Annotated in this window: 18 protein-coding genes; 13 read left to right on the forward strand and 5 right to left on the reverse strand. The window is 62.7% G+C overall.

Annotation, left to right across the window (positions count from 1 at the left end; all coding sequences use genetic code 11):
• The first annotated feature begins 23 nt into the window (after nt 1-23).
• The 4 genes from NUH88_RS18725 to NUH88_RS18740 all read left to right on the forward strand — a co-directional run bounded on the left by NUH88_RS18725 (nt 24) and on the right by NUH88_RS18740 (nt 4934).
• A complete protein-coding gene (locus NUH88_RS18725) occupies nt 24-1391 on the forward strand; it encodes a glutamine synthetase family protein (protein WP_257768068.1) in 1368 nt (455 codons plus the stop codon).
• Nucleotides 1392-1398: 7 nt separating this feature from the next.
• The gene (locus tag NUH88_RS18730; protein ID WP_257768070.1) at nt 1399-2784 is read left to right on the forward strand and encodes an aldehyde dehydrogenase family protein; all 1386 of its coding nucleotides are present in this window, start codon (nt 1399-1401) and stop codon (nt 2782-2784) included.
• Nucleotides 2785-2789: 5 nt separating this feature from the next.
• Nucleotides 2790-3935: an iron-containing alcohol dehydrogenase gene (locus NUH88_RS18735; RefSeq protein ID WP_257768072.1), complete on the forward strand. Its 1146-nt coding sequence runs from the start codon at nt 2790-2792 to the stop codon at nt 3933-3935.
• A 387-nt stretch (nt 3936-4322) separates the two neighbouring features.
• Nucleotides 4323-4934: a DUF1062 domain-containing protein gene (locus tag NUH88_RS18740; protein ID WP_257768074.1), complete on the forward strand. Its 612-nt coding sequence runs from the start codon at nt 4323-4325 to the stop codon at nt 4932-4934.
• On the opposite strand, the gene speB is transcribed toward NUH88_RS18740, so the two are convergent.
• On the reverse strand, nt 4931-5887 hold the full coding sequence (gene speB / locus NUH88_RS18745; RefSeq protein WP_257768076.1) for an agmatinase: 957 nt from the start codon (nt 5885-5887) through the stop codon (nt 4931-4933). The genes NUH88_RS18740 and speB overlap by 4 nt on opposite strands.
• 28 nt (nt 5888-5915) lie before the next feature.
• On the opposite strand from speB, the gene NUH88_RS18750 reads away from it, so the two are divergent.
• The 7 genes from NUH88_RS18750 (at nt 5916) to NUH88_RS18780 (ending at nt 11480) form a co-directional block, all read left to right on the forward strand.
• Nucleotides 5916-6794 carry a dienelactone hydrolase family protein gene (locus tag NUH88_RS18750; protein ID WP_257768078.1) on the forward strand — a complete coding sequence of 293 codons (879 nt, stop codon included), beginning with the start codon at nt 5916-5918 and terminating at the stop codon, nt 6792-6794.
• Between the two features lie 201 nt (nt 6795-6995).
• Nucleotides 6996-7244 carry a hypothetical protein gene (locus NUH88_RS18755; protein WP_257768079.1) on the forward strand — a complete coding sequence of 83 codons (249 nt, stop codon included), beginning with the start codon at nt 6996-6998 and terminating at the stop codon, nt 7242-7244.
• Nucleotides 7245-7280: 36 nt separating this feature from the next.
• A complete protein-coding gene (locus tag NUH88_RS18760) occupies nt 7281-7970 on the forward strand; it encodes a tetratricopeptide repeat protein (RefSeq protein ID WP_257768080.1) in 690 nt (229 codons plus the stop codon).
• A 93-nt stretch (nt 7971-8063) separates the two neighbouring features.
• A complete protein-coding gene (locus NUH88_RS18765) occupies nt 8064-9314 on the forward strand; it encodes a TIGR04372 family glycosyltransferase (protein WP_257768082.1) in 1251 nt (416 codons plus the stop codon).
• Nucleotides 9315-9417: 103 nt separating this feature from the next.
• Nucleotides 9418-10170, forward strand: a complete 753-nt coding sequence (locus NUH88_RS18770) for an FKBP-type peptidyl-prolyl cis-trans isomerase (RefSeq protein WP_257768084.1) — start codon at nt 9418-9420, stop codon at nt 10168-10170.
• Between the two features lie 9 nt (nt 10171-10179).
• The gene (locus NUH88_RS18775; protein WP_257768086.1) at nt 10180-11094 is read left to right on the forward strand and encodes a heme-dependent oxidative N-demethylase family protein; all 915 of its coding nucleotides are present in this window, start codon (nt 10180-10182) and stop codon (nt 11092-11094) included.
• 11 nt (nt 11095-11105) lie between these two features.
• Nucleotides 11106-11480, forward strand: a complete 375-nt coding sequence (locus NUH88_RS18780) for a VOC family protein (protein ID WP_257768088.1) — start codon at nt 11106-11108, stop codon at nt 11478-11480.
• A gap of 436 nt (nt 11481-11916) precedes the next feature.
• Here NUH88_RS18780 and NUH88_RS18785 read toward each other — a convergent pair whose 3' ends face one another.
• Together NUH88_RS18785 and NUH88_RS18790 are read right to left on the reverse strand one after the other, a co-directional pair.
• The gene (locus NUH88_RS18785) at nt 11917-12810 is read right to left on the reverse strand and encodes a dimethylarginine dimethylaminohydrolase family protein (protein ID WP_257768089.1); all 894 of its coding nucleotides are present in this window, start codon (nt 12808-12810) and stop codon (nt 11917-11919) included.
• A 40-nt stretch (nt 12811-12850) separates the two neighbouring features.
• Nucleotides 12851-14389, reverse strand: coding sequence for an acyl-CoA synthetase (locus tag NUH88_RS18790; protein ID WP_257768091.1), 1539 nt, complete (start codon nt 14387-14389; stop codon nt 12851-12853).
• Nucleotides 14390-14591: 202 nt separating this feature from the next.
• Here NUH88_RS18790 and NUH88_RS18795 point away from each other — a divergent pair, with 202 nt between their 5' ends.
• Both NUH88_RS18795 and NUH88_RS18800 read left to right on the forward strand, forming a co-directional pair.
• Complete coding sequence (locus tag NUH88_RS18795) at nt 14592-16877, forward strand: mechanosensitive ion channel family protein (RefSeq protein WP_257768092.1); 2286 nt, start codon at nt 14592-14594, stop codon at nt 16875-16877.
• 120 nt (nt 16878-16997) lie between these two features.
• Nucleotides 16998-17168: a hypothetical protein gene (locus tag NUH88_RS18800; RefSeq protein ID WP_257768093.1), complete on the forward strand. Its 171-nt coding sequence runs from the start codon at nt 16998-17000 to the stop codon at nt 17166-17168.
• A gap of 7 nt (nt 17169-17175) precedes the next feature.
• On the opposite strand, the gene NUH88_RS18805 is transcribed toward NUH88_RS18800, so the two are convergent.
• A complete protein-coding gene (locus NUH88_RS18805; protein ID WP_257768094.1) occupies nt 17176-18039 on the reverse strand; it encodes an alpha/beta hydrolase in 864 nt (287 codons plus the stop codon).
• Nucleotides 18036-19253, reverse strand: a complete 1218-nt coding sequence (locus tag NUH88_RS18810) for an OpgC family protein (RefSeq protein ID WP_257768096.1) — start codon at nt 19251-19253, stop codon at nt 18036-18038. The genes NUH88_RS18805 and NUH88_RS18810 overlap by 4 nt, the downstream gene beginning before the upstream one ends.
• Nucleotides 19254-19350 lie beyond the last annotated feature (97 nt).

Below are 19350 nucleotides of genomic sequence, written 5' to 3' on the forward strand. Positions count from 1 at the left end.
CGTTTTGCAGATGGAAGAGCGTCATGGCAGGCAAACTGACCCTTGAAGAGCTGCGCGCCGCAACCGCGGCCGGCGAGATCGATACCGTGCTGGCCGTCCAGGTCGACATGCAGGGCCGACTGATGGGGAAACGGTTCCACGCCGAGTTCTTTTGCGAGAGCGCGTTCGAGGAGACCCATTCCTGCAACTACTTGCAGGCGACCGACATGGAGATGCACACGGTCGAGGGCTACAAGTCGACCAGCTGGGCCGCCGGCTACGGCGACTACACGATGAAGCCGGATCTCTCCACGCTGCGCCGCATACCCTGGCTGGAAGGCACGGCGCTGGTCTTCTGCGACGTGCTCGACCATCACACCCATGCCGAGGTTCCGCACTCCCCGCGCGCCGTCCTGAAGAAACAGGTGAAGCGGCTCGAGGCGATGGGGATGAAGGCCTTCATGGCCTCCGAGCTCGAGTTCTTTCTCTTCAAGCAGAGCTTCGAGGAGGCCCATGCGCAGGGCTACCGGAACCTCGAGGTCATCAGCCCCTATAACGAGGATTACCACATCTTCCAGACGACCAAGGAAGAGGGGGTGATGCGGGCGATCCGCAACGGCCTGCACGGCGCGGATGTGCCGGTGGAGAACTCGAAAGGCGAGGCCGACGCGGGGCAGGAAGAGATCAATGTCCGCTATGCCGAGGCGCTGACCATGGCCGACCGGCATGCGCTGATCAAGAACGGCTGCAAGGAGATCGCCTGGGCCAAGGGCCACGCGATCAGTTTCCTTGCGAAATGGCATTACGACTATGCGGGCAACTCCTCGCACGTGCACCAGTCGCTCTGGTCGCTCGACGACAAGCCGCTCTTCGCCGATCCGGACGCGAAACACGGCATGTCGGAGCTGATGCGAAGCTATCTTGCGGGCCTGCTGGCCCATGCCGAGGAGATCACCTATTTCCTCGCGCCCTGCATCAATTCCTACAAGCGCTTCGTCGCCGGCACCTTCGCACCGACCAAGGCGGTCTGGTCGATGGATAACCGTACGGCGGGCTTCCGCGTCGTCGGCGAGGGCACCAAGGCGGTGCGTGTCGAATGCCGGATCGGCGGCTCCGACCTCAATCCCTATCTCGCCATGGCGGCGCTGCTCGCGGCCGGGATTGACGGCATCGAGAAGAAGATGGCGCTCGAGGAAGAGTTCAAGGGCGACGCCTATGGCGGCACCGGCGTGCGCGAGATACCGGGCACCCTGCGTGACGCGGCTGTGGCGCTCGACGGCTCCAGCATGCTCCGCGCCGCCTTCGGCGACGATGTGATCGACCATTACGTCCATGCGGCCCGCTGGGAGCAGGCCGAGTACGACCGTCGGGTGACCGACTGGGAAGTGAATCGCGGGTTTGAGAGGGCCTGACACACAGATGAGCGACAAGATGCTTCAATGTATTTCGCCGATCGACGGCAGCGTTTTCGCCGAGCGTCCGGTTATGGAGCCGGCGGCGGCGCGCGAGTTGCTGCTGACTGCCCGGGCGGCGCAGAAGGATTGGGCGGCGCGTCCGCTCGCCGAACGCATTGACCTTGTGCGAGCCGGTGTTGCCCGTCTTGGCGAGATGCAGGCCGAGATGGTGCCGGAACTGGCGAAGATGATGGGCCGGCCGGTGCGCTATGGCGGCGAGTTCGGCGGAACCAACGAGCGTGCCTCCTACATGGCCGATATCGCGGAGAGCGCGCTGGCGCCCATCGTGGTCGAGGACTCGGACACGTTCGAGCGCCGCATCCTGCGCGAGCCGCACGGCCTCGTCTTCGTGATCGCGCCCTGGAACTATCCCTACATGACGGCGATCAACACCGTCGCGCCGGCACTGATCGCCGGCAACGCGGTGGCGCTGAAACACGCGACCCAGACGCTGCTGGTCGGCGAGCGCATGGTCCGTGCCTTCGAGGAGGCGGGGTTGCCGAAGGGCCTCTTCGTCAATCTTTTCCTCGACCATGGCGGCACCGAGGCGCTGATCGCCAGCCGAGAGTTCGACTTCATCAACTTCACGGGGTCCGTCGGCGGCGGCCGCGCGATCGAGAAGGCGGCCGCGGGCACCTTCACCGGGCTCGGCCTCGAGCTCGGCGGCAAGGATCCGGGTTATGTGATGGAGGATGCGGACTTGGCTGCGGCGGCGGACACGCTGATCGACGGTGCCATGTTCAATTCCGGCCAGTGCTGTTGCGGCATCGAGCGCATCTACGTGCACGAGAGCCTCTACGACGCCTTCGTCGAGAAGGCGGTGGCGATCGTCTCCGGCTACAAGCTCGGCAATCCGCTGGAAGAGGCGACCACGCTTGGCCCGATGGCGCACAAGCGTTTCGCAGCCGTTGTCCGGGAGCAGACGTCGGACGCCATCGCCAAAGGTGCAAAGCCGCTGATCGATCCGGGGCTGTTCCCGGAAGACGATGGCGGCGCCTACCTGATGCCGCAGATCCTGGTCGACGTGACCCACGAGATGACGGTGATGCGGGAGGAAAGCTTCGGCCCGGTCGTCGGTATCATGAAGGTCACGGATGACGAGGAAGCCATCCGGATGATGAACGACAGCGATTACGGCCTGACCGCTTCGCTCTGGACGAAAGACGCCGAACGGGCTGCCGCCATCGGCGCGCGCATCGAGACCGGGACCGTGTTCATGAACCGCGCCGACTATCTCGATCCCGGCCTCTGCTGGACCGGCTGCAAGGATACCGGCCGCGGCGGCGCCCTTTCCGTAATCGGGTTCCAGAACCTGACCCGCCCCAAATCCTACCATCTGAAGAAAGCCTGACGGCCATGACCATTAAAGCCAACTGGAGTTACCCGACCGCGATCCGCTTCGGCGCCGGACGCATTGCCGAGATCGGTGAGGCCTGTGCCGCCGCCGGTATCAAGCGCCCGCTGCTCGTCACCGACAAGGGGCTCGCGAACCTGCCGATCACCTCGAGGACGCTGGACCTGATGGAGGCGGCGGGGCTCGGCCGCGCGATGTTCTCGGAAGTCGATCCGAACCCGAACGAGAAGAACCTCGAGGCGGGGATCAAGGCGTTCAAGGCGGGCAACCACGACGGGGTCATCGCCTTCGGCGGCGGCTCTGGCCTTGATCTCGGCAAGATGGTTGCGTTCATGGCCGACCAGACGCGGCCGGTCTGGGACTTCGCCGATATCGGCGACTGGTGGATGCGTGCCGATGCGGATGCGATCTATCCGAACGTCGCCATCCCGACCACGGCAGGCACCGGCTCCGAGGTCGGCCGCGCCAGCGTGCTGACCAATTCCGAAACCCATGTGAAGAAGATCATCTTCCACCCGAAGGTGCTGCCGAGCGTGGTGATCTGCGATCCGGAACTCACCGTCGGCATGCCGGCGGCGATCACGGCGGGCACGGGCATGGATGCTTTCGCGCACTGCCTGGAGGCCTTCTGCAGCCCGCATTACCACCCGATGAGCCAGGGCATCGCGCTCGAAGGCCTCAGGCTGGTGAAGGAATACCTGCCGCGCGCCTATAAAGACGGCGGCGATATCGAGGCCCGCGCCAACATGATGAGCGCCGCCGCGATGGGCGCCACCGCGTTCCAGAAGGGTCTCGGCGCGATCCACGCGCTCTCGCACCCGCTCGGCGCCGTCTACAATACCCATCACGGCACCACCAACGCGGTCGTCATGCCGCCGGTGCTGCGCTTCAACCGCCCGGCGGTCGAGGACAGGCTCGCCCAGGCGGCGGCTTATCTCGGCATCTCCGACGGTTTCGACGGCTTCTACGATTATGTCATGAAGCTGCGGGAAGAACTCTCGATTCCGGACAAGATGTCGGCCCTCGGCGTCGGCTCCGACCGGATCGACGAACTGGCGGCGATGGCGATCGAGGATCCGAGCTGTGGCGGCAACCCGGTGGAGCTCACGGTCGAGAACCTGACCGAGCTGTTCAAACAGTCGATCTGACGGCTGAACAAAACATCGTGCGAATGAAAGCGGGCCAATGGCCCGCTTTTTTTGTCTTAGGACGGGCGCGTCGGTTCTTGCCCGACAGGAACTGTATGGATATGTAGAACCCGTCGAAATTGCACCGGGTAGAGCCAGTTTGCCTAGTTAACCGCCGGTCTCACCAGAGCCATGAAACTTAGCGCGTCCCCAAATTGTGGGGGCGCTCCTTCATGTATGGAAGTTTCGCGTGGTGGCGGTCGAGACCGGTTTGGCACGGCTGAACCGCGCCGGATTGTCCGGACGCCGCTACGCTCTTCTCAGAAGGCCTGTTTCGCTATCCGCGCTTGATCGGATCCTGCCGATACCGCCATCCGGCGAACTTCCCGATGGGAAGTGCGAACCGGCATGTCCGATATTCTCCGGGCCAGATGGACCGTCATTCCGGCGGCGGCCCCAGAACCTCAACTCCATTGCAGGCGTTGCGGTACCGTCACCAACTTCGCCAGCGGTGGCAAGATCCGGGTCAACAGTAACGGCAAGAAACTGGATGCCTGGCTGATCTACAAATGCGTGGCCTGCGAGAGCACCTGGAACCGCCCGATACTTGAGCGGCATCCCGTTGGCATCCTTGAGCCGGCATATCTTGACGCCCTGCAGAGAAACGAGCGTGCGCTCGTCGATCGCATCGCGATCGATGTCGCCGATCTGCGGAGGCGGGCCTCGCGTGTCGAGGAGTTCGGCCGAGTACGCGTCGCCAAACTGGCGCTCGCCCCAACCCCTGTAGAGCCTCGGGCATTAGAGATCGAACTCTGCGTGCCCGCTCCGGTTAGCCACCGTCTCGACAGGCTGCTCTGCCGGGAAATCGGGATTTCCCGCACCCGGATCCAGTCGCTCTTCGAAGATGGGTCGCTCCGGGTTGAACCGGGCGGCACAAGGGTTCTCCGTCGGCCGGTCCGGGACAGGACGAGGATCGGCCTCTCGGGCGTCGCAATCGATCCTGTGCGCGTCTTACGCTAGGTCCGGTGGTGCAATATCCGCCCAATGAAGTTCAGCAGCAGCTGCGCCGCAAGCGTCGTCGTGCAGCCGGCATGGTCGTAATCCGGCGCGACCTCGACGAGATCGACGCCGACCACGCTGCCCCGCTTCGTCAGACCGTCCAGCAGTTCCAGTCCTTCGTAGTAGGTGAAACCGCCATGGCTCGGCGTGCCGGTGCCGGGAGCGATAGACGGGTCGAAGCCGTCGATGTCGATGGTGACGTAGTAGCGCTTGCCGGCCGGGATGCGGTCCAGCACCGCCTCGACGCCGAGCTTGCGGAACTGGCGGACGGAGAGGATGTCCGAGCCCATGGAACGCGCCGCCTCGTAGCCTTCCCGCGCGGTGGAGGAGACGTTTCGGATGCCGATCTGGGTCAGGCCGGTGACGTAGTCCTTCTCGGCCGCGCGGCGCATCGGATTGCCGTGACCCGAGCGGACACCGTGCCGTTCGTCGACGAAATCGAGATGGGCGTCGATCTGCACCAGATGCACCGGCTCGTCCTCGGAGAAGGCGTTGATGCAGGGAATGTTCACCGAGTGATCGCCGCCGAGCACCACCGGGATCGCGCCGGCCTTCAGGATCTTGCGCACGCCGAACTCGATATTGGCGTGGCTCTGCGCTGTGTCGGTATGGACGATGTCGGCGTCGCCGAGATCGACGATCCGCGTCGTCTCCGCCGGCAGGTAGGTGATGTCGTCCTCATGGTCGTAGGCGCCGCCATGGCCGAAGGAGAAGAGGGTCGAGGCCTCCCGGATGCTGCGCGGCCCGAAACGGGCGCCGGCACGGAACTGGGTGCCGAAATCGAACGGGGCGCCGAGCACTGCGACATCCGCCTCGATCTTGTCCCAGTCGGGCTGGTAGGGATATTTGCCGAAGGTGGCGATACCGACGAAGGGCAGGTTGAGGCGGCCTGTTTCGTATCCGTGCGATGACATGGGTATGGTCCAGGAGGGTTACAGGCGGATGAACGTGAGAGCATTGCAGGCCATTCTGCTGGCTGGCGCAATCCTGTTCCTGGCGGCAACCGGTGTCCGGGCGGAAAAGGTCATCGTGCCCGGCGCCGGCGCAACCGATCTTCACGCCCATTTCGAGCTGCCGGAGGGACCCGGTCCGCATCCGGCGCTGGTTTTCCTGCATGGCTGCGGCGGTCTCGGCCGCGACGGTGGTGTCTCCTCGACCTATCGAGCCTGGGCGCGGCATATGACGGCCCACGGCTACGCCGTGCTGATGATCGACAGTCCGGGCTCACGCGGCATGGGAAGGACCTGCGGACGCGTGCCGGGGCGCAAGATCATGCTCCGGGAACGCCCGGGCGACGCCTATGCCGGGCTTCGGTTTCTCCAGGCGCGCGAGGACATAACGCGCGACCGGATCGGACTGATCGGCTGGTCGCAGGGCGGCGGCGTCGCCTTGCTGACGCTCTCACGCCAAAGCATCGGCCGCCCGACCCCACCGCCGGCGCACGATTTCAAGGCGGCGGTCGCCTTTTATCCCGGGGCCTGCAGCGACCGTCTCCAGTCCAAGCCTTTCACCAAGGTCGAGCCCGGCAGCTGGTCGACCGTGGCTCCGCTGTTGATCCTGCAGGGCGGGGCGGATAACTGGACCCTTCCGGCGCCGTGCAAGACCTTCGTCGAACTGGCGCGGCGGCGCGGGGAGCCGGTGGAGATCGTCATCTATGACGGCGCAACCCATTCCTTCGATGCTCCGAACATGGCACTTCGCCGCCGGAAAGGAGCTCTCACCGCAAGCGGACAGTTGCCGCTGCAGGGGACCGATCCGGATGCGCGTGAGGACGCGATGCGCCGGGTGCCCGCATTTTTCGACGCGTATCTCAAAGAGTAACGAAGACGGTGGCAAGCCGGTTCGGGCGCTGTCGGGGACGTCGCAACGGGTCACTCGGCACGGTCTGACCGCCGGGCCGAGGCGCCGGATTATTTGTCCGTGCGAAGATGCGACACAACTTCGCCTTTTCCGCTTTTCAATTGCCAACAACGTGTAAAAACGTCAAATTCCGAACGACTTGAGCTGTAATTGGAGCCTTTCGTGGCGGTCCGGTCGCTAATTCTTCTGGCTTGTTTTGTCGTTGCGGCCTGCGCTGAATTGCCGTCGCAGCTCGGGCAGAACGCGCAGGCGGAACCGCCGCGACCGGTTGAGCCACGCTATTGCTACAAGACCCTCGGCAAGGTCAATTGCTACAGCCAGCCTCTTGACGGCAAGGAAGCGAACCGCCTTGTCGGCTATGAGGGGCCGGCACCCCGGCCGAATGCCGGCACCGGTCCGCTCTCGCCCTGACAGGCATTTCAATCCCTTGATTTAACGGAAAATTCCTTGAAACGGGCACTCCCGCTACTCCTTGCATTCTGTACTTTCCTGACCGTCAGTCCCGCTTTGGCACAAGCCGCCGACAGCAAGCGGCAGACCTATGGCGAGGCCATGGACTGGTATCGCGAGCAGGCGGAAGCGGGCGACGCAAAGGCGCAGTTCTATTACGGTCTGGCACTGGAGCGCGGTGCTCAGGGAACGCAGGGCGAGGCAGATAAGGCCCGGGCGGTGGAACTCTACAAGAAGGCCGCCGAAGGCGGCTTTGCGCTTGCCCAGTATCGGCTCGGCGTCCTCTACCAGATCGGTCAGGGCGTCGGGAAAGACCTCCGCGAGGCCCGCAAATGGTTCGGCGCCGCTTCCGAGGCCGGGCTCCGGGAAGCCGAGTTCAATTACGCGATCATGCTCGAAACCGGAACCGGCGGCTCGCGCGATCCCGAGGAGGCGGCGCGCCTCTATGAGATCGCTGCGAGCAAAGGCGTTCGGCAGGCCTTTCTCCCGCTCGGGATCCTCTTTGCGCGGGGGGAAGGCGTCGATCGGGATCTGGTCGAGGCGCTCAAATGGTTGACCCTGGCGGACCGGGTTGGCGCCGAAGGCGTGCAACAGGCGCTGACGGCGGTTCGTGGCGCGACGAGCGAGGCTGAGCAGGCGGAAGCGATCCGACGCGCCGATGGCTGGAAAATGACGCTCCCGGAGTAGGGCCGAGGTATCGCGGCCGAGGCGTTTTCCAGGCGGCAAAGGTCCCGGTTCCGGTACGCTTGAGCGAAATATAGACCGGTTTGGGTACAGCCTTTGACCCCTCAGGAACATCTTGCCGAACTCAACAAACCGGAGACTCTGCAGGAGCTGTACGCTCTCGTTCAGCCGCATCTGAGAGAGGGAGAGAAGGCGCTCGTCTACCCCTTGCCGTTCGCCATTGCGATCGGTCACCTGGCGCCGGAGCCGCATTATCTCGCGTCTCTCTATGACGAGGTGTACGACAAACTGGTCTTGCTGACGCCGCCGCGGGCTCTGCCGCGTATCAACAAGCCTCTGTTCGATATTCTCTCCAACAGATTTGCCATGGTCGAGACGCAGAACGTCACGTTACTGACGGCCCGCGACCTTGATCTCGGCATGACAAGTGTCGGGCCCTTCGATTTTTGCCTGGAGCACACCAACAGGTTCTACCGTGCTTTCACGCTCCATTGTGCTGCGGGGAAGCGACAGGTGCATCTCGGGCTGGATCCCGGTGCCCGCGAACGCGGCGAAAGCTGGCTGAAAAACGAGGCCGGTATCGATCCGGGGACGCCGTTCGTCGTCATGCATGTGCGTGAGCCGAATTATTCCAACGATTCCGGGAGCGCTTCATTTGGACGGACCCGCGTCGTCGACCCCGAGAGTTTCCGGCCCGCTGTCGACTGGCTCCTGGAGGCGGGATATGCGGTGTTCCGGATCGGCCGGCCCGGATCTCCGCCATTCCGGCATGTGTCCTCCCGAGTCTTAGATCTGGCGAATGAAGACCGGGGTTCGGATTTTCTGGATGTGTATCTTTCGGCCGCCTGCGCGTTCTCGCTCAATTGCATGTCCGGGCCGGAGGCACTCGCCAGGGCGTTCGGCAGGCCGAGCGTGAACACAAATCTGCTGCACAACATCTACGCTCACCACCTGCCGGAAGATCTTTTTCTTTTCAAGAAGTTCCACATCAGGGACTCAACCGAACCCCTGTCCTACGAAGAGCAGCTGGAATTGAAAATGCCGAGCCGGATGGTGCTCGGTCCGCTCCCGGACTCTCGCTGGTACGAGGCAGAACAAATCCGCGCCGAGGCCTGTACGCCGGAAGATATTCTGGGAGCGGTTCGGGAAATGCATGACCGGTTGTCAGGAGCGCGGCAGGCGAACCCGGCGAACGAGCGTTTCCTCGAACTGAGCAGGTCTTACGAGAACTCGATTTCGAGGGACGAGCAGGCCAGGTCGCTTGGCATGGACATCTATTCCTACGCGCATGGGATGGGCGAGCTGTCGTCGGCATGGGCGAACCTCAACCCATGGTTCCTTGGCTGAGCCGCTTGGCAAGGTGCTCGGGCGGATTGCGTGTCTGCACGGATTGGATTCCCGAGCGTCACCGATTACCGTGGGCGCGACGACGAATTTTAGGACCGTGCCGATGTCGAACCAACTTCGTGCCGCGCTGGCTGCGCTGATCCTTGTTCTTGCTCCGGCGACAGGTGAGGCGCATCACCAACCCGGCCACCTCACCGTGACGGATCTGACGGTCGGCACGGGCGCCACGGCTGCGGAGAACGCGTCCGTAACTGTGCACTACACCGGTTGGCTGATGGACGGCACCAAGTTCGACTCCAGTCTCGACCGCAACACCCCCTTTACCTTCACGCTCGGCGCGGGACGGGTAATTCGCGGGTGGGATCAGGGTGTCGAAGGCATGAAGGTGGGCGGCAAGCGGGAGCTCATCATTCCGGCGGACCTTGCCTACGGAGAGCGGGGGGCCGGCGGAGGTCTCATCCCGCCGAACGCGACGCTGAAGTTCGAAGTGGAACTGATCTCGGTGGCGGCGCCGAAATTCAGGACGATCGGCAATGCCGATCTGAAGTCTCTGATGGACCGAGGTGTGACTGTGATCGACATCCGGCGCCCGGACGAATGGGAGCAGACCGGAACAATCCCGGGGGCGAAGCGCCTGACCGCTTTTGACGGGCGCGGTCAGTTTGTTCAGAGTTTTCCGGGCGCGCTCGAAAAGCTCGTGACCCGCGATCAGGAGGTTGTGCTTATCTGTCGGACGGGAAGCCGCTCACTCGCGCTCGCTCGCGCCATGGCCGATCAGGCCGGGTATACGAGGGTCTATAATCACGGATCCGGCATCCTTGACTGGGTGAAGGATGGGAATCCGGTCGAGAAATAGGAAGAAAAAGTGCCTGCAACGGAGAATACGGGGCCGCGCTATGCGCCCTATGCCAACGGCAAATACGCGCTGGCGATGGGATTGGTCGGACTCGATCTGAAGGACTGGATCGATATCGACGACAAGCGCGCGGTGGAATTGCAGGAAAAGGAGCGCCTGCTTGCAGCGGATCGTAAGGCGGTCTTCGGGGATCTGCCGGGCAGTGAGGAGGCCCAGCGCGAAGTGCTCGTGCTGCTGCTTGAGCATCTCGAGCGGCACCACCCAGACCTGATCGGCTTCGCGGACGGGACGATCACCATCAAGGAGACGGGCAAGAGCTACCGGATGGCCGATTTCGCCGATCATGCGCTCGATCTCGCGGGCCGGCTCGTTCAGGAGGATCTCTGCCTGATGCGACCGGGAGAGGAGGGCTATGTCCTGCACGCCGCCTCGCTCTGCTTTCCCGCGCGCTGGCTGCTTGCCGAGAAGCTGGGCCAGCCGATGATGCGGATCCACGAGCGGGTCTCCGGCTATGCCGAGAAGCTCGGGCGCCCGGTCGACCGTTTCTTCGAGCATCTCCGGTCCGACAAGCCGGTGCAGCGGCTCAACTGGTCGATCGTCGACGATCCGGCCCTGTTCCAGAGTGGCGGCAAGTTCCGCACGGAGGCGGAGGACGCCATCACGCCCGAGAATGCGAGCGACAGGCTATGGATCCGGATCGAGCGCCAGACCCTCAGGCGTCTGGAGAAATCCGGAGACATCCTTTTTACCATCCGCACCTTCGTCGATCCGCTTTCCTGTCTCGAAACCCGCCCGGACCTTGCGTCGGCTCTGCGCTCCGCGCTCGCGGAAATGCCGGACGGCATGCAGCATTACAAGAGCCTGCCGCCGTTCCGTGACGCGCTTGACCGGTATCTGGAGCGCATCGGCCAGCAGGCAGCCTGAGACGGCGCCGGATGATCGACCACGTCTCCATCGCCGTCTCCGATCTTGCCCGCAGCGCCGCGTTCTATGACCGCGTGCTGGCCCCGCTCGGCCTCGTCCGGCTCGCCGAGCGAGAACGGACGATTGGCTTTGGCAAGAGGTATCCCGAGTTCTGGCTGAACCTGCGCGAGGGTTTGGCGACCGTGGAGGAGGGCACCGGCATCCATATCTGCCTCCGCACGTCGTCGAGGGAAGCCGTGGACGACTTCCACGCAGCGGCGCTCGCGTATGGCGGCCACAGCGACGGCGTGCCGGGCGAACGGCAGGCGACGGTGACAATCTACTACGGCGCCTTCATCCGCGATCCGGACGGCAACAAGATCGAGGCGGTGACCTTCCCGCGCTGAAAAGAAGCAGGCAAGCTGTTGCCGGCCTGATCGCGCTAAAACAGTTTTTGAAACAGCGATCTGATCTTGAAAAAAATGTGAGCAGATATTTCCAAAATCATCAATGCCACGAACGAACTCAAGGTGAGGTATTTATGATACATGGAAATGTAAAACACAGTTTCGCTTACTTCTTTTTGGCTGCCGTGGCTATTGACATAAAATTTTCCATCTATGGCCCACTCAGTGTCGGCGGCGCCACCTAAATAAATGGCGGTTATTATGAAGAGAATAAAGTTCGCTACTACGATTTTGTAGAGAGTCTTGAAGCGAACATTCATAAATCCAGACCCAATATCCGGGACGCTCTCGAATTTTCACGCTTTAATGATCGTTTTGATCGACGTGCAGCGCGAGCGCGGCGAAACAACTTCAATTATCCAATCCGATCGCGAGTTTAAATCGCTTCCCGCTTCAGCGCCATCGAGAGGCAGCGCGGTCCGCCTCCGGCCTGGGTGAACATCGAGAGGTCCGGGTCGAGCACCGTGATGCCCTCGGCCCGCAGTGCCTCGTTCACCCGTTTCGCACCCTTCGAGGAAATCACCCTGTCGTTCCCGAGCGACATGCAGTTGCACTGGAGCTGCATCGCCTCCTTGTAGGTGACGGCGACCGGCTCGATGCCATGGCCCTTCACCCAGGCGACGAAATCCTCCGGCAGCACGTCGAGGCACATCAGGGCGAGGCGTTCGTTCACCGTGGCGTAGAGCAGGTCGAGATGCAGGAAATGCTCGGCGAAGCGCTGCAGGCGGCATTCCCAGCCCTCGGCCTCGAGCCAGGTCTGGAGCTGTTTCGCCGCGACCTCGGTGGTGCGCTGGCCGGTATAGCCGACGACCGCGACGCCCGGCTTGATCAGGTGGATGTCGCCGCCCTCGATCGGTCCCGCCGTCGCCCAGTTCCAGACCGGAATGCCGAGCCTCTCGTAGAAGCGGTGGGTCGGCGCGATCTCGCCCCGGCGCTGCTGGCGGTACATCTGGCAGAGGAAGACGCCCCAGGGCGTCATCACCGAGGGGTCGCGGGTGTAGACCTGATAGCTGAGCGCGGGATCTGTCTCGGCGAAATGGCAGGAGACGCCGGCGCTTTCATAGGCATCGATGAATTCCTGAAATCCACCGCTCGCCGCGCTCCGGTCGAAGGCGACGCCGTCGCGCAGGGTGGCCCGGACCACGGCGTTGGCCGTCGTGTCCTCCTTGGCGATGTCCGACCATTGAAAATTGTCGGGGCGGCAGAGATAGACGTCTTTCAGGACACCGTATTCGGAGCCGACGGCGAAGGCGTTCGAGCCAGAAGACATATGGGAGATCCGGAGAGGGTGATCAGATAAGGCGGGCAGCTTAGCCTTCCGCCTCGCCCGCCAGCAAGTCGCGCAGCTCGGTTTTCAGGATCTTCCCGTAATTGTTCTTGGTCAGCGCCGTGACCAGCCGATACTCCTTCGGTCGTTTGAAGCGGGCGATGTTTTCGAGGCAAAGCGCGTCCAATTCCGCCGTCTCGATCTCCTTGTCGGGATGCGGCACAACGAAGGCGACCACTTCCTCGCCCCAGTCGGGATGTGGGCGCCCGACCACCGCGCATTCATAGACGTCCGGGTGGCGCAACAGCACCTCCTCGATCTCGCGCGGATAGATGTTGGTACCGCCGGAGATGATCATGTCCTTGGAGCGGTCCTTCAGCGTGACGTAACCGTCCGGATCCATCGCGCCGAGATCGCCGGTCCAGAGCCAGCCGTCGCGGATCGTCTTGGCGGTCGCCTCCGGGTTCTGCCAATAGCCGCCCATGACGATATCGCCGCGGCAGATGATCTCCCCGGTCTCTCCGAAGCCGACATTGTTGCCGTCGGCATCGACCACGCGGACTTCTACTCCGGTGCGCGCGAACCCGGCGGAGCCCAGGCGGGCGAGATAGCGTGGATGGTCCTTGTCGAGATAGGCCGATTTCGGCAAGCCTGTGATGGTCATCGGCGCCTCTCCGAGACCGTAGATCTGGGTCAGCTTCGGGCCGAGCTTTTCCTGCGCCCTCAGCACGTCCTCCAGATACATCGGCCCGCCGCCATAGACGATGGTCTTGAGATTGGTCAGGTCCGCACCGCCGAGGGCCGGATGGTTGATCAGGCGGCTCACCATGGTCGGGGCGAAGAAGAAGCTCGCACCCGGCCAGTTCGAAATCAGGTCGAGGCACTCCTCCACATCGTAGCCGCCGCTTTCCGGCACGACATTGTTGGCGCCGCGGGCGATATGCGGCATCGCGTAGAGCCCGGAGCCGTGGCTCATCGGTGCGGCGTGGATCATGCAGTCGCCTGGATCGATCCCGTCGACGTCTGCGAGATAGTTCGTGGTCGCGAACATCAGGCTGCGATGGGTGATCATCGCGCCTTTCGGCCGCCCGGTGGTACCGGAAGTGTAGAAGAGCCAGCAGAGCGTGTCCGGATCGACGGAGGCGGGCGGGACGGGATCGGCCTCGTAGAGTTCCTCGATATCGGCGTCGACGGTGGAAATCAGGTGTTCCAGGTCGGGAACCTCGTTCTTGATCCCGGCCAGCATGCCTGCGAGGTCCGGTGTTGCGAAACAGGCCCGCGCCCCGCTGTTGTCGAGGATGTAGGCGAACTCCTTTGGATGCAGCTTGGCGTTGATCGGAACCGCCGCAAGACCGGCATGCCAGATCGCGTAAAGGATTTCGAGATAGAGCGGGTGGTTCTTCATCGCCAGTGCGACCCGGTCGCCCGGCACAAGGTCGAGTTCGGTTCTGAGCGCGCCGGCGAGGCGGGCAGCACGAGTACCCAGTTCGCGGTAGCTCCGGAACACCGATCGGCCGAATGAAACGGCCGGCCGGTCGCCATGAATGCGCGCCACCTGCGCCAATATTGCGGCCTGATTCATCAGGTGGTCTCCTTCCGGTGCTCCCATGATCCGGTCTCTAAATGTGCCGGCACGAGCGATATCAGCCCAATTCCCCAACCAACTCAAGGGATTGTCGAAACTGGCAGGCATCCGTTCTACGGATGCACAACGCCGTGATCTCGCGATAGGATCGTGATTGCGCGACACGCAGATGTCCGCCGTTTCGCACCGGAGGAAAGACATGAAAGCGCTGACCGGACTTCGCCGTCTTCTGCTCGGGCTGGCCATCTGCGCGTATGCGATGATTTTCGCAAGCGGCGCGTCCATGTCGCAGATGCCGGTAACGGCGCAGACCGCCGAGCCGGACCCTTTGCAGAAGCTCGTCTCCGAGATGACGCCGGAGCAGAAAGATGCCCTGACCAGACTCATTGAGACACTGGACGCGCATGAGAAGACCGGTGCGTCCGTGGAAACCGGTCCCTCGATGGTCGCTCGGATGCAGACCGTTCTTTCCGGCTTTCGTCTTTATGTAAGCGAAAAAATCGCCGGGTTACCGGATCTGCTATCGAGTATTGGTTCGGGCTTGGCGCAGGCTGAAGGAGAGCTGCTGAAGCTACTCGGCTTTTTGCTGTTGAGCATTGCCGCCGCCGTCGCGGCGGAACAGCTCTTTATCCGCGTGGCTGCTCCGTGGCGCGATCGGATCAGGGTTCCGAGCGGCGGCGCTCTCGGAGAGATCATCGGCAAGCTCGGCCTGAGAGCGGTGCTCGAGCTTGGCGGTGTCGTCGTTTTCCTGGTGGTGGCGTTGCTGATCGCCAATGCGGTCCCGTCGAACAAGGAGCATGTGGTTTCGGTTTCCAGCTTCGTGCTTCTGGCGGTCGGGCTGGCGCGCATCGCCGCCGCCATCCTGCGATTTGTTCTCGCGCCGAACCGGCCAGACCTGCGTCTAGTCGCGGCGAGCGACGACACCGTGCGGACGCTCTACCGCTTTCTCGTGTTTGTTTTCGGAGCCGGCGGTTTTCTCATGTTCCTGTCGGATTTTGTCGTACGCGCCGGTCAGGATGTCGGAGAAGACATGCGCTTCTGGACCTCGCTCCTCGCGACACTTTGGCTGATAGGCACTCTCTGGCACACGCGCGCGGGATTGACCCGGATTTTGATCGGCGATGCAGACGAGCCGACCCCGGGCCTCGCGCGGATGGCGCGCTGGTGGCCGCCGGTCATGATTTTGCTGCTGACGGCAAACTGGCTGTTCCTTCAGACGGCGATCAGTGCGGGTGTCGAAGTGATCTCGCCGCTGCGTGGCACGCTCGTGATCGTCCTGATTCTCATCACGCCCTTTCTCGATACCATGGTTCGCGGGATCGCGAGTTATCTGGTGCCGTCCGAAGCCGTTTCCGGAGGAACGGAGTTTGCGGACGAGAGCGAAAGGCCGGTCCCGGAGATCGAGCGGCAGACCCGTCTCAGCTATATCCGGATTGGCCGGACGCTGCTTTTCGGTGCCATCGTTATCCTGGTCGGCAAACTTTGGGGGCTGAGCCTGCAGGGCATCGCGTCGGTCGGAATCGGCGCGGAGCTGGCGGCCCATATGCTCGGGGCGCTGCTGATCCTCGCCTGCGGTTATCTGGTTTGGGAATTCTGCAATCTCTGGATCAATCGCCGCCTCATCGGGGAAGGGGTGACGGGAGACGCGGCCGCACCCGCGCATGGCGGAGGCGAGGGCGGCGGGGCCGGTCAGTCGAGACTGGCGACCGTCCTGCCTTTGGTTCGCGTGGTTCTGAGCGCCGTCATTGCCGTTCTGACCGTGTTGCTGGCGCTCGACAGCCTCGGGATCAACATCACACCGCTGCTTGCTGGCGCCGGCGTTATCGGCCTTGCCGTCGGATTCGGAGCCCAGACACTGGTCAAGGATGTGGTCTCCGGGGTCTTTTTCCTTCTCGACGACGCCTTCCGGGTCGGCGAGTTCATCGATGCCGGCGGCACGCTCGGGGCGGTGGAGAAGATTTCTGTCCGCTCGATCCTGCTACGCTCGGTCAACGGGCCGATCCACATCATCCCCTATGGAGAGATCGCCAAGGTCACCAACATGAGCCGTGACTGGGTGATCATGAAGCTGCGTTTCACGGTGCCGTTCGACACCGATCTCGACAAGGTCCGGAAGATCTTCAAGAAAATCGGTCAGGAGATGATGGAAGTGCCGGAACTTGCGGAGGGTATCATCGAGCCCTTCAAATCTCAAGGTGCGGCGGATGTGGACGATGTCGGCATCATCGTTCGCGGCAAGTTCATGACCAAGCCGGGCCACCAGTTCGCGGTGCGCAAGGAAGTCTATTCCCGGGTCCAGAGAGCCTTCAGGGAGAACGGGATCGATTTCGCCCGCAAGGAAGTCCGCGTGAACATTCCGGGCCTCGGCGACCATGCCGATCTCACCCCGGAACAGGAGAACGCGATCGCGGCCGCCGCCAGCCAGGCGGCCGAGCCGCCTGCGGCTGAACCGCAGGCCAGGAAAGCGCCCGCCGACGACAGGTAAGCGTCGTCGGACCAACCGCCCTCAACCTTCCGCTCAATTGGCACGGCATTTGCTGTGACTGAATTATGAGTTCGGGAGTGAGCGAAACGCTGAACAGATCAGCTCTTTGAGGAGGGTAGAATGCGTTACATTCCGAAACATGCGGACGATTACGGCGTCACCGGACTGGACGAGTCCTTCGACGCGTCGTTCCTTTACAATGACAGCAGCGAGATGATCGAGCTGCTTGGCGACGACTGGTCCCTCGAGGAAGACGATGTGCTCGAACTGGACATGGTTCTGATCAACTGAGCCCGGTCTACTCGGTTTTCGCGCGCAGGATCTGTCCGTAATAGAGCAGGACATTCTCGATTTCCTCGCGCCAGAGGCGCCAGGTGTGATTGCCGTCGGTCATCCTGAATTCGATGGGGATGCCGGCGCGTTTCAGCGCCAGATAAAGCGCGACATTGCCTTCGTAAAGGCCGAACCCGTCATCGTCTCCGACCGTGACGAAAATAGCCGGTTTCGACGCCGCTCCCGTCAATGCGGGGATGTCCGCGAAGAAGTTCTGCCGGTTGAACATGGGAACATCGAATGGTGTTCCGAAAGCTCCCTTGAAGAAGCGCACCTGCTGCTCGCTGACATCCTCTCTCCGTGTCAGGTCAGGAAAGATCGCCGCGCTCAGGGCGCCCGTCATCTCGAAGCGCGCAGGATGGCGGAAAGCGAGGCGGAGCGCTCCGTATCCGCCCATCGACAGTCCTGCGATGGCCCGCGTTGTCCCAAGAGAATGATGGGATTCGATGTATGGCAACAGGTCGTCCAGGATCGCGTCTTCGTAGGCTCCGTGCGCCTCAGAGTTCACGTACCAGCTGTTGCCCGCGTCGGGCATGACGATTGCGAATGGCGGCACAGCGCCGGTCGCCAGAAGCCGGTCCATGGTGCCTTCTATCCGGCCGAGTTTCTGCCAGTCCCGCTCGTTGCCTCCGAGCCCGTGCAGGAGATACAGGACCGGCAACTGCCCCGCCGTATCGTCCGGCAGGAAGAGGGAGTATTTCATCTCCCGGCCGAGGGCGTTGCTCTCGAATGAAAGGCTTTCACGGAGTTCCGCTGTGGCGCCGCCCGCAGTCGCCAGGCTCAGCCAGAACCCGGCGAGGAGGTGCCCGAACGTTTTTCCGGAAATCATTCTGCAGGCGAGAGGATCGAACCTCTGGGGCCTTGCTTTCCATCGAGATCCGGGACTCCGGCTTCGCGGGCCCGGGTCTCGATCACCATGCGCCACCATTCGGTCTTGATCGCCGTAACGAGGTAGGCGAACAGCACCACGATCGCGAGGCCGGCGAGATTGACCGCCGCCCAGCTCAATTGCGTCCGCCCGATCTGGTCGAGCATCATGCCGCCGAGTTGCGCCAGCCACATGTTCAGAAGGAACACCGGGAGCGCCTGCTGGCCGACGGTGCGGATCGGATGGCAGGCCTTGTGCAGCAGCAGATGCTCCCGGCCGCGCACGAGATTGACGGTGATGTAAGCGAGGGCGAGGAAATGGACGAAGCGGAGGATCCCGTAATCGGTCTTCGCGCGCCAGGGCAGCGTCGCCTCGCGCCAGTCGGCAAGGAACGGCAGGCTGTCCTGATAGCCGACGAAGAACCACCAATGCGAGACCGGCGCCGCAGCGACCACGAACACAACACAGGCCGCCATGAGATAGCGGTTGAACGGTGGCGGGGTCAGCCAGCCGCGTGAGATGGAATAGCCGGTGAAGAACACAAGCTGCCAGCCGAAGGGATTGAAGAACCATTCGATCTGGTCGTGGTTCGGGTGAGCCGGGAGGCCGCCGTCGAGCAGCCAGTTGAGGCAATAGACCGAGAGCGAAAAGCCCATCGCGAGCCAAGGATGGATTCGGGCAAGCGCCATGAAGAGCGGGATCATGAGCAGCGCGCCCATATACATCGGCATAATGTCGAAATAGTTCGGCACGTAGGTCAGCGTCAGCAGTCCGAGCAGGGCCTTCGGGGTCTCGTCGAAGAAGAAATGCAGGTTCAGCCGGGTGATATAGTTCGGCTCGGCGAAAAGCGCGTTGCCTGCGACCATCAGACCGGTGATCAGGAAAAAGATCAGGATATGTGCGGTGTAGAGCTGCCAGATCCGGTAGAGCACGCGGCCGGTCCCGTGCCAGAACCCGGCACGGATGAAGGTGCCGCCGAAGGCGATCGCGGCGGCGAAACCCGAGCAGAAAACGAACATCTCCGCCGCGTCGGAAAAACCGAAACGCGCGGGGATGAAGTTCGACCAGTGATTCTGCGGTACATGGGCGATGAAGATGATCAGCATCGCGATTCCGCGGAAAAAATCGAGCCGCGGATCGCGCTGCTTACGTTTCTTGGTCGCTTGTCCTGCCATAGCCTCCACACACCGGTCCCAGGTCCCGGCCCTGTACGCATCCTAATATGACATAGGGCGGAATAGCGCTGGAACCGCGCCTTCCTCCAGTCAATTC

The sequence above is a fragment of the Nisaea acidiphila genome (assembly GCF_024662015.1).
Lineage (GTDB): Bacteria > Pseudomonadota > Alphaproteobacteria > Thalassobaculales > Thalassobaculaceae > Nisaea > Nisaea acidiphila.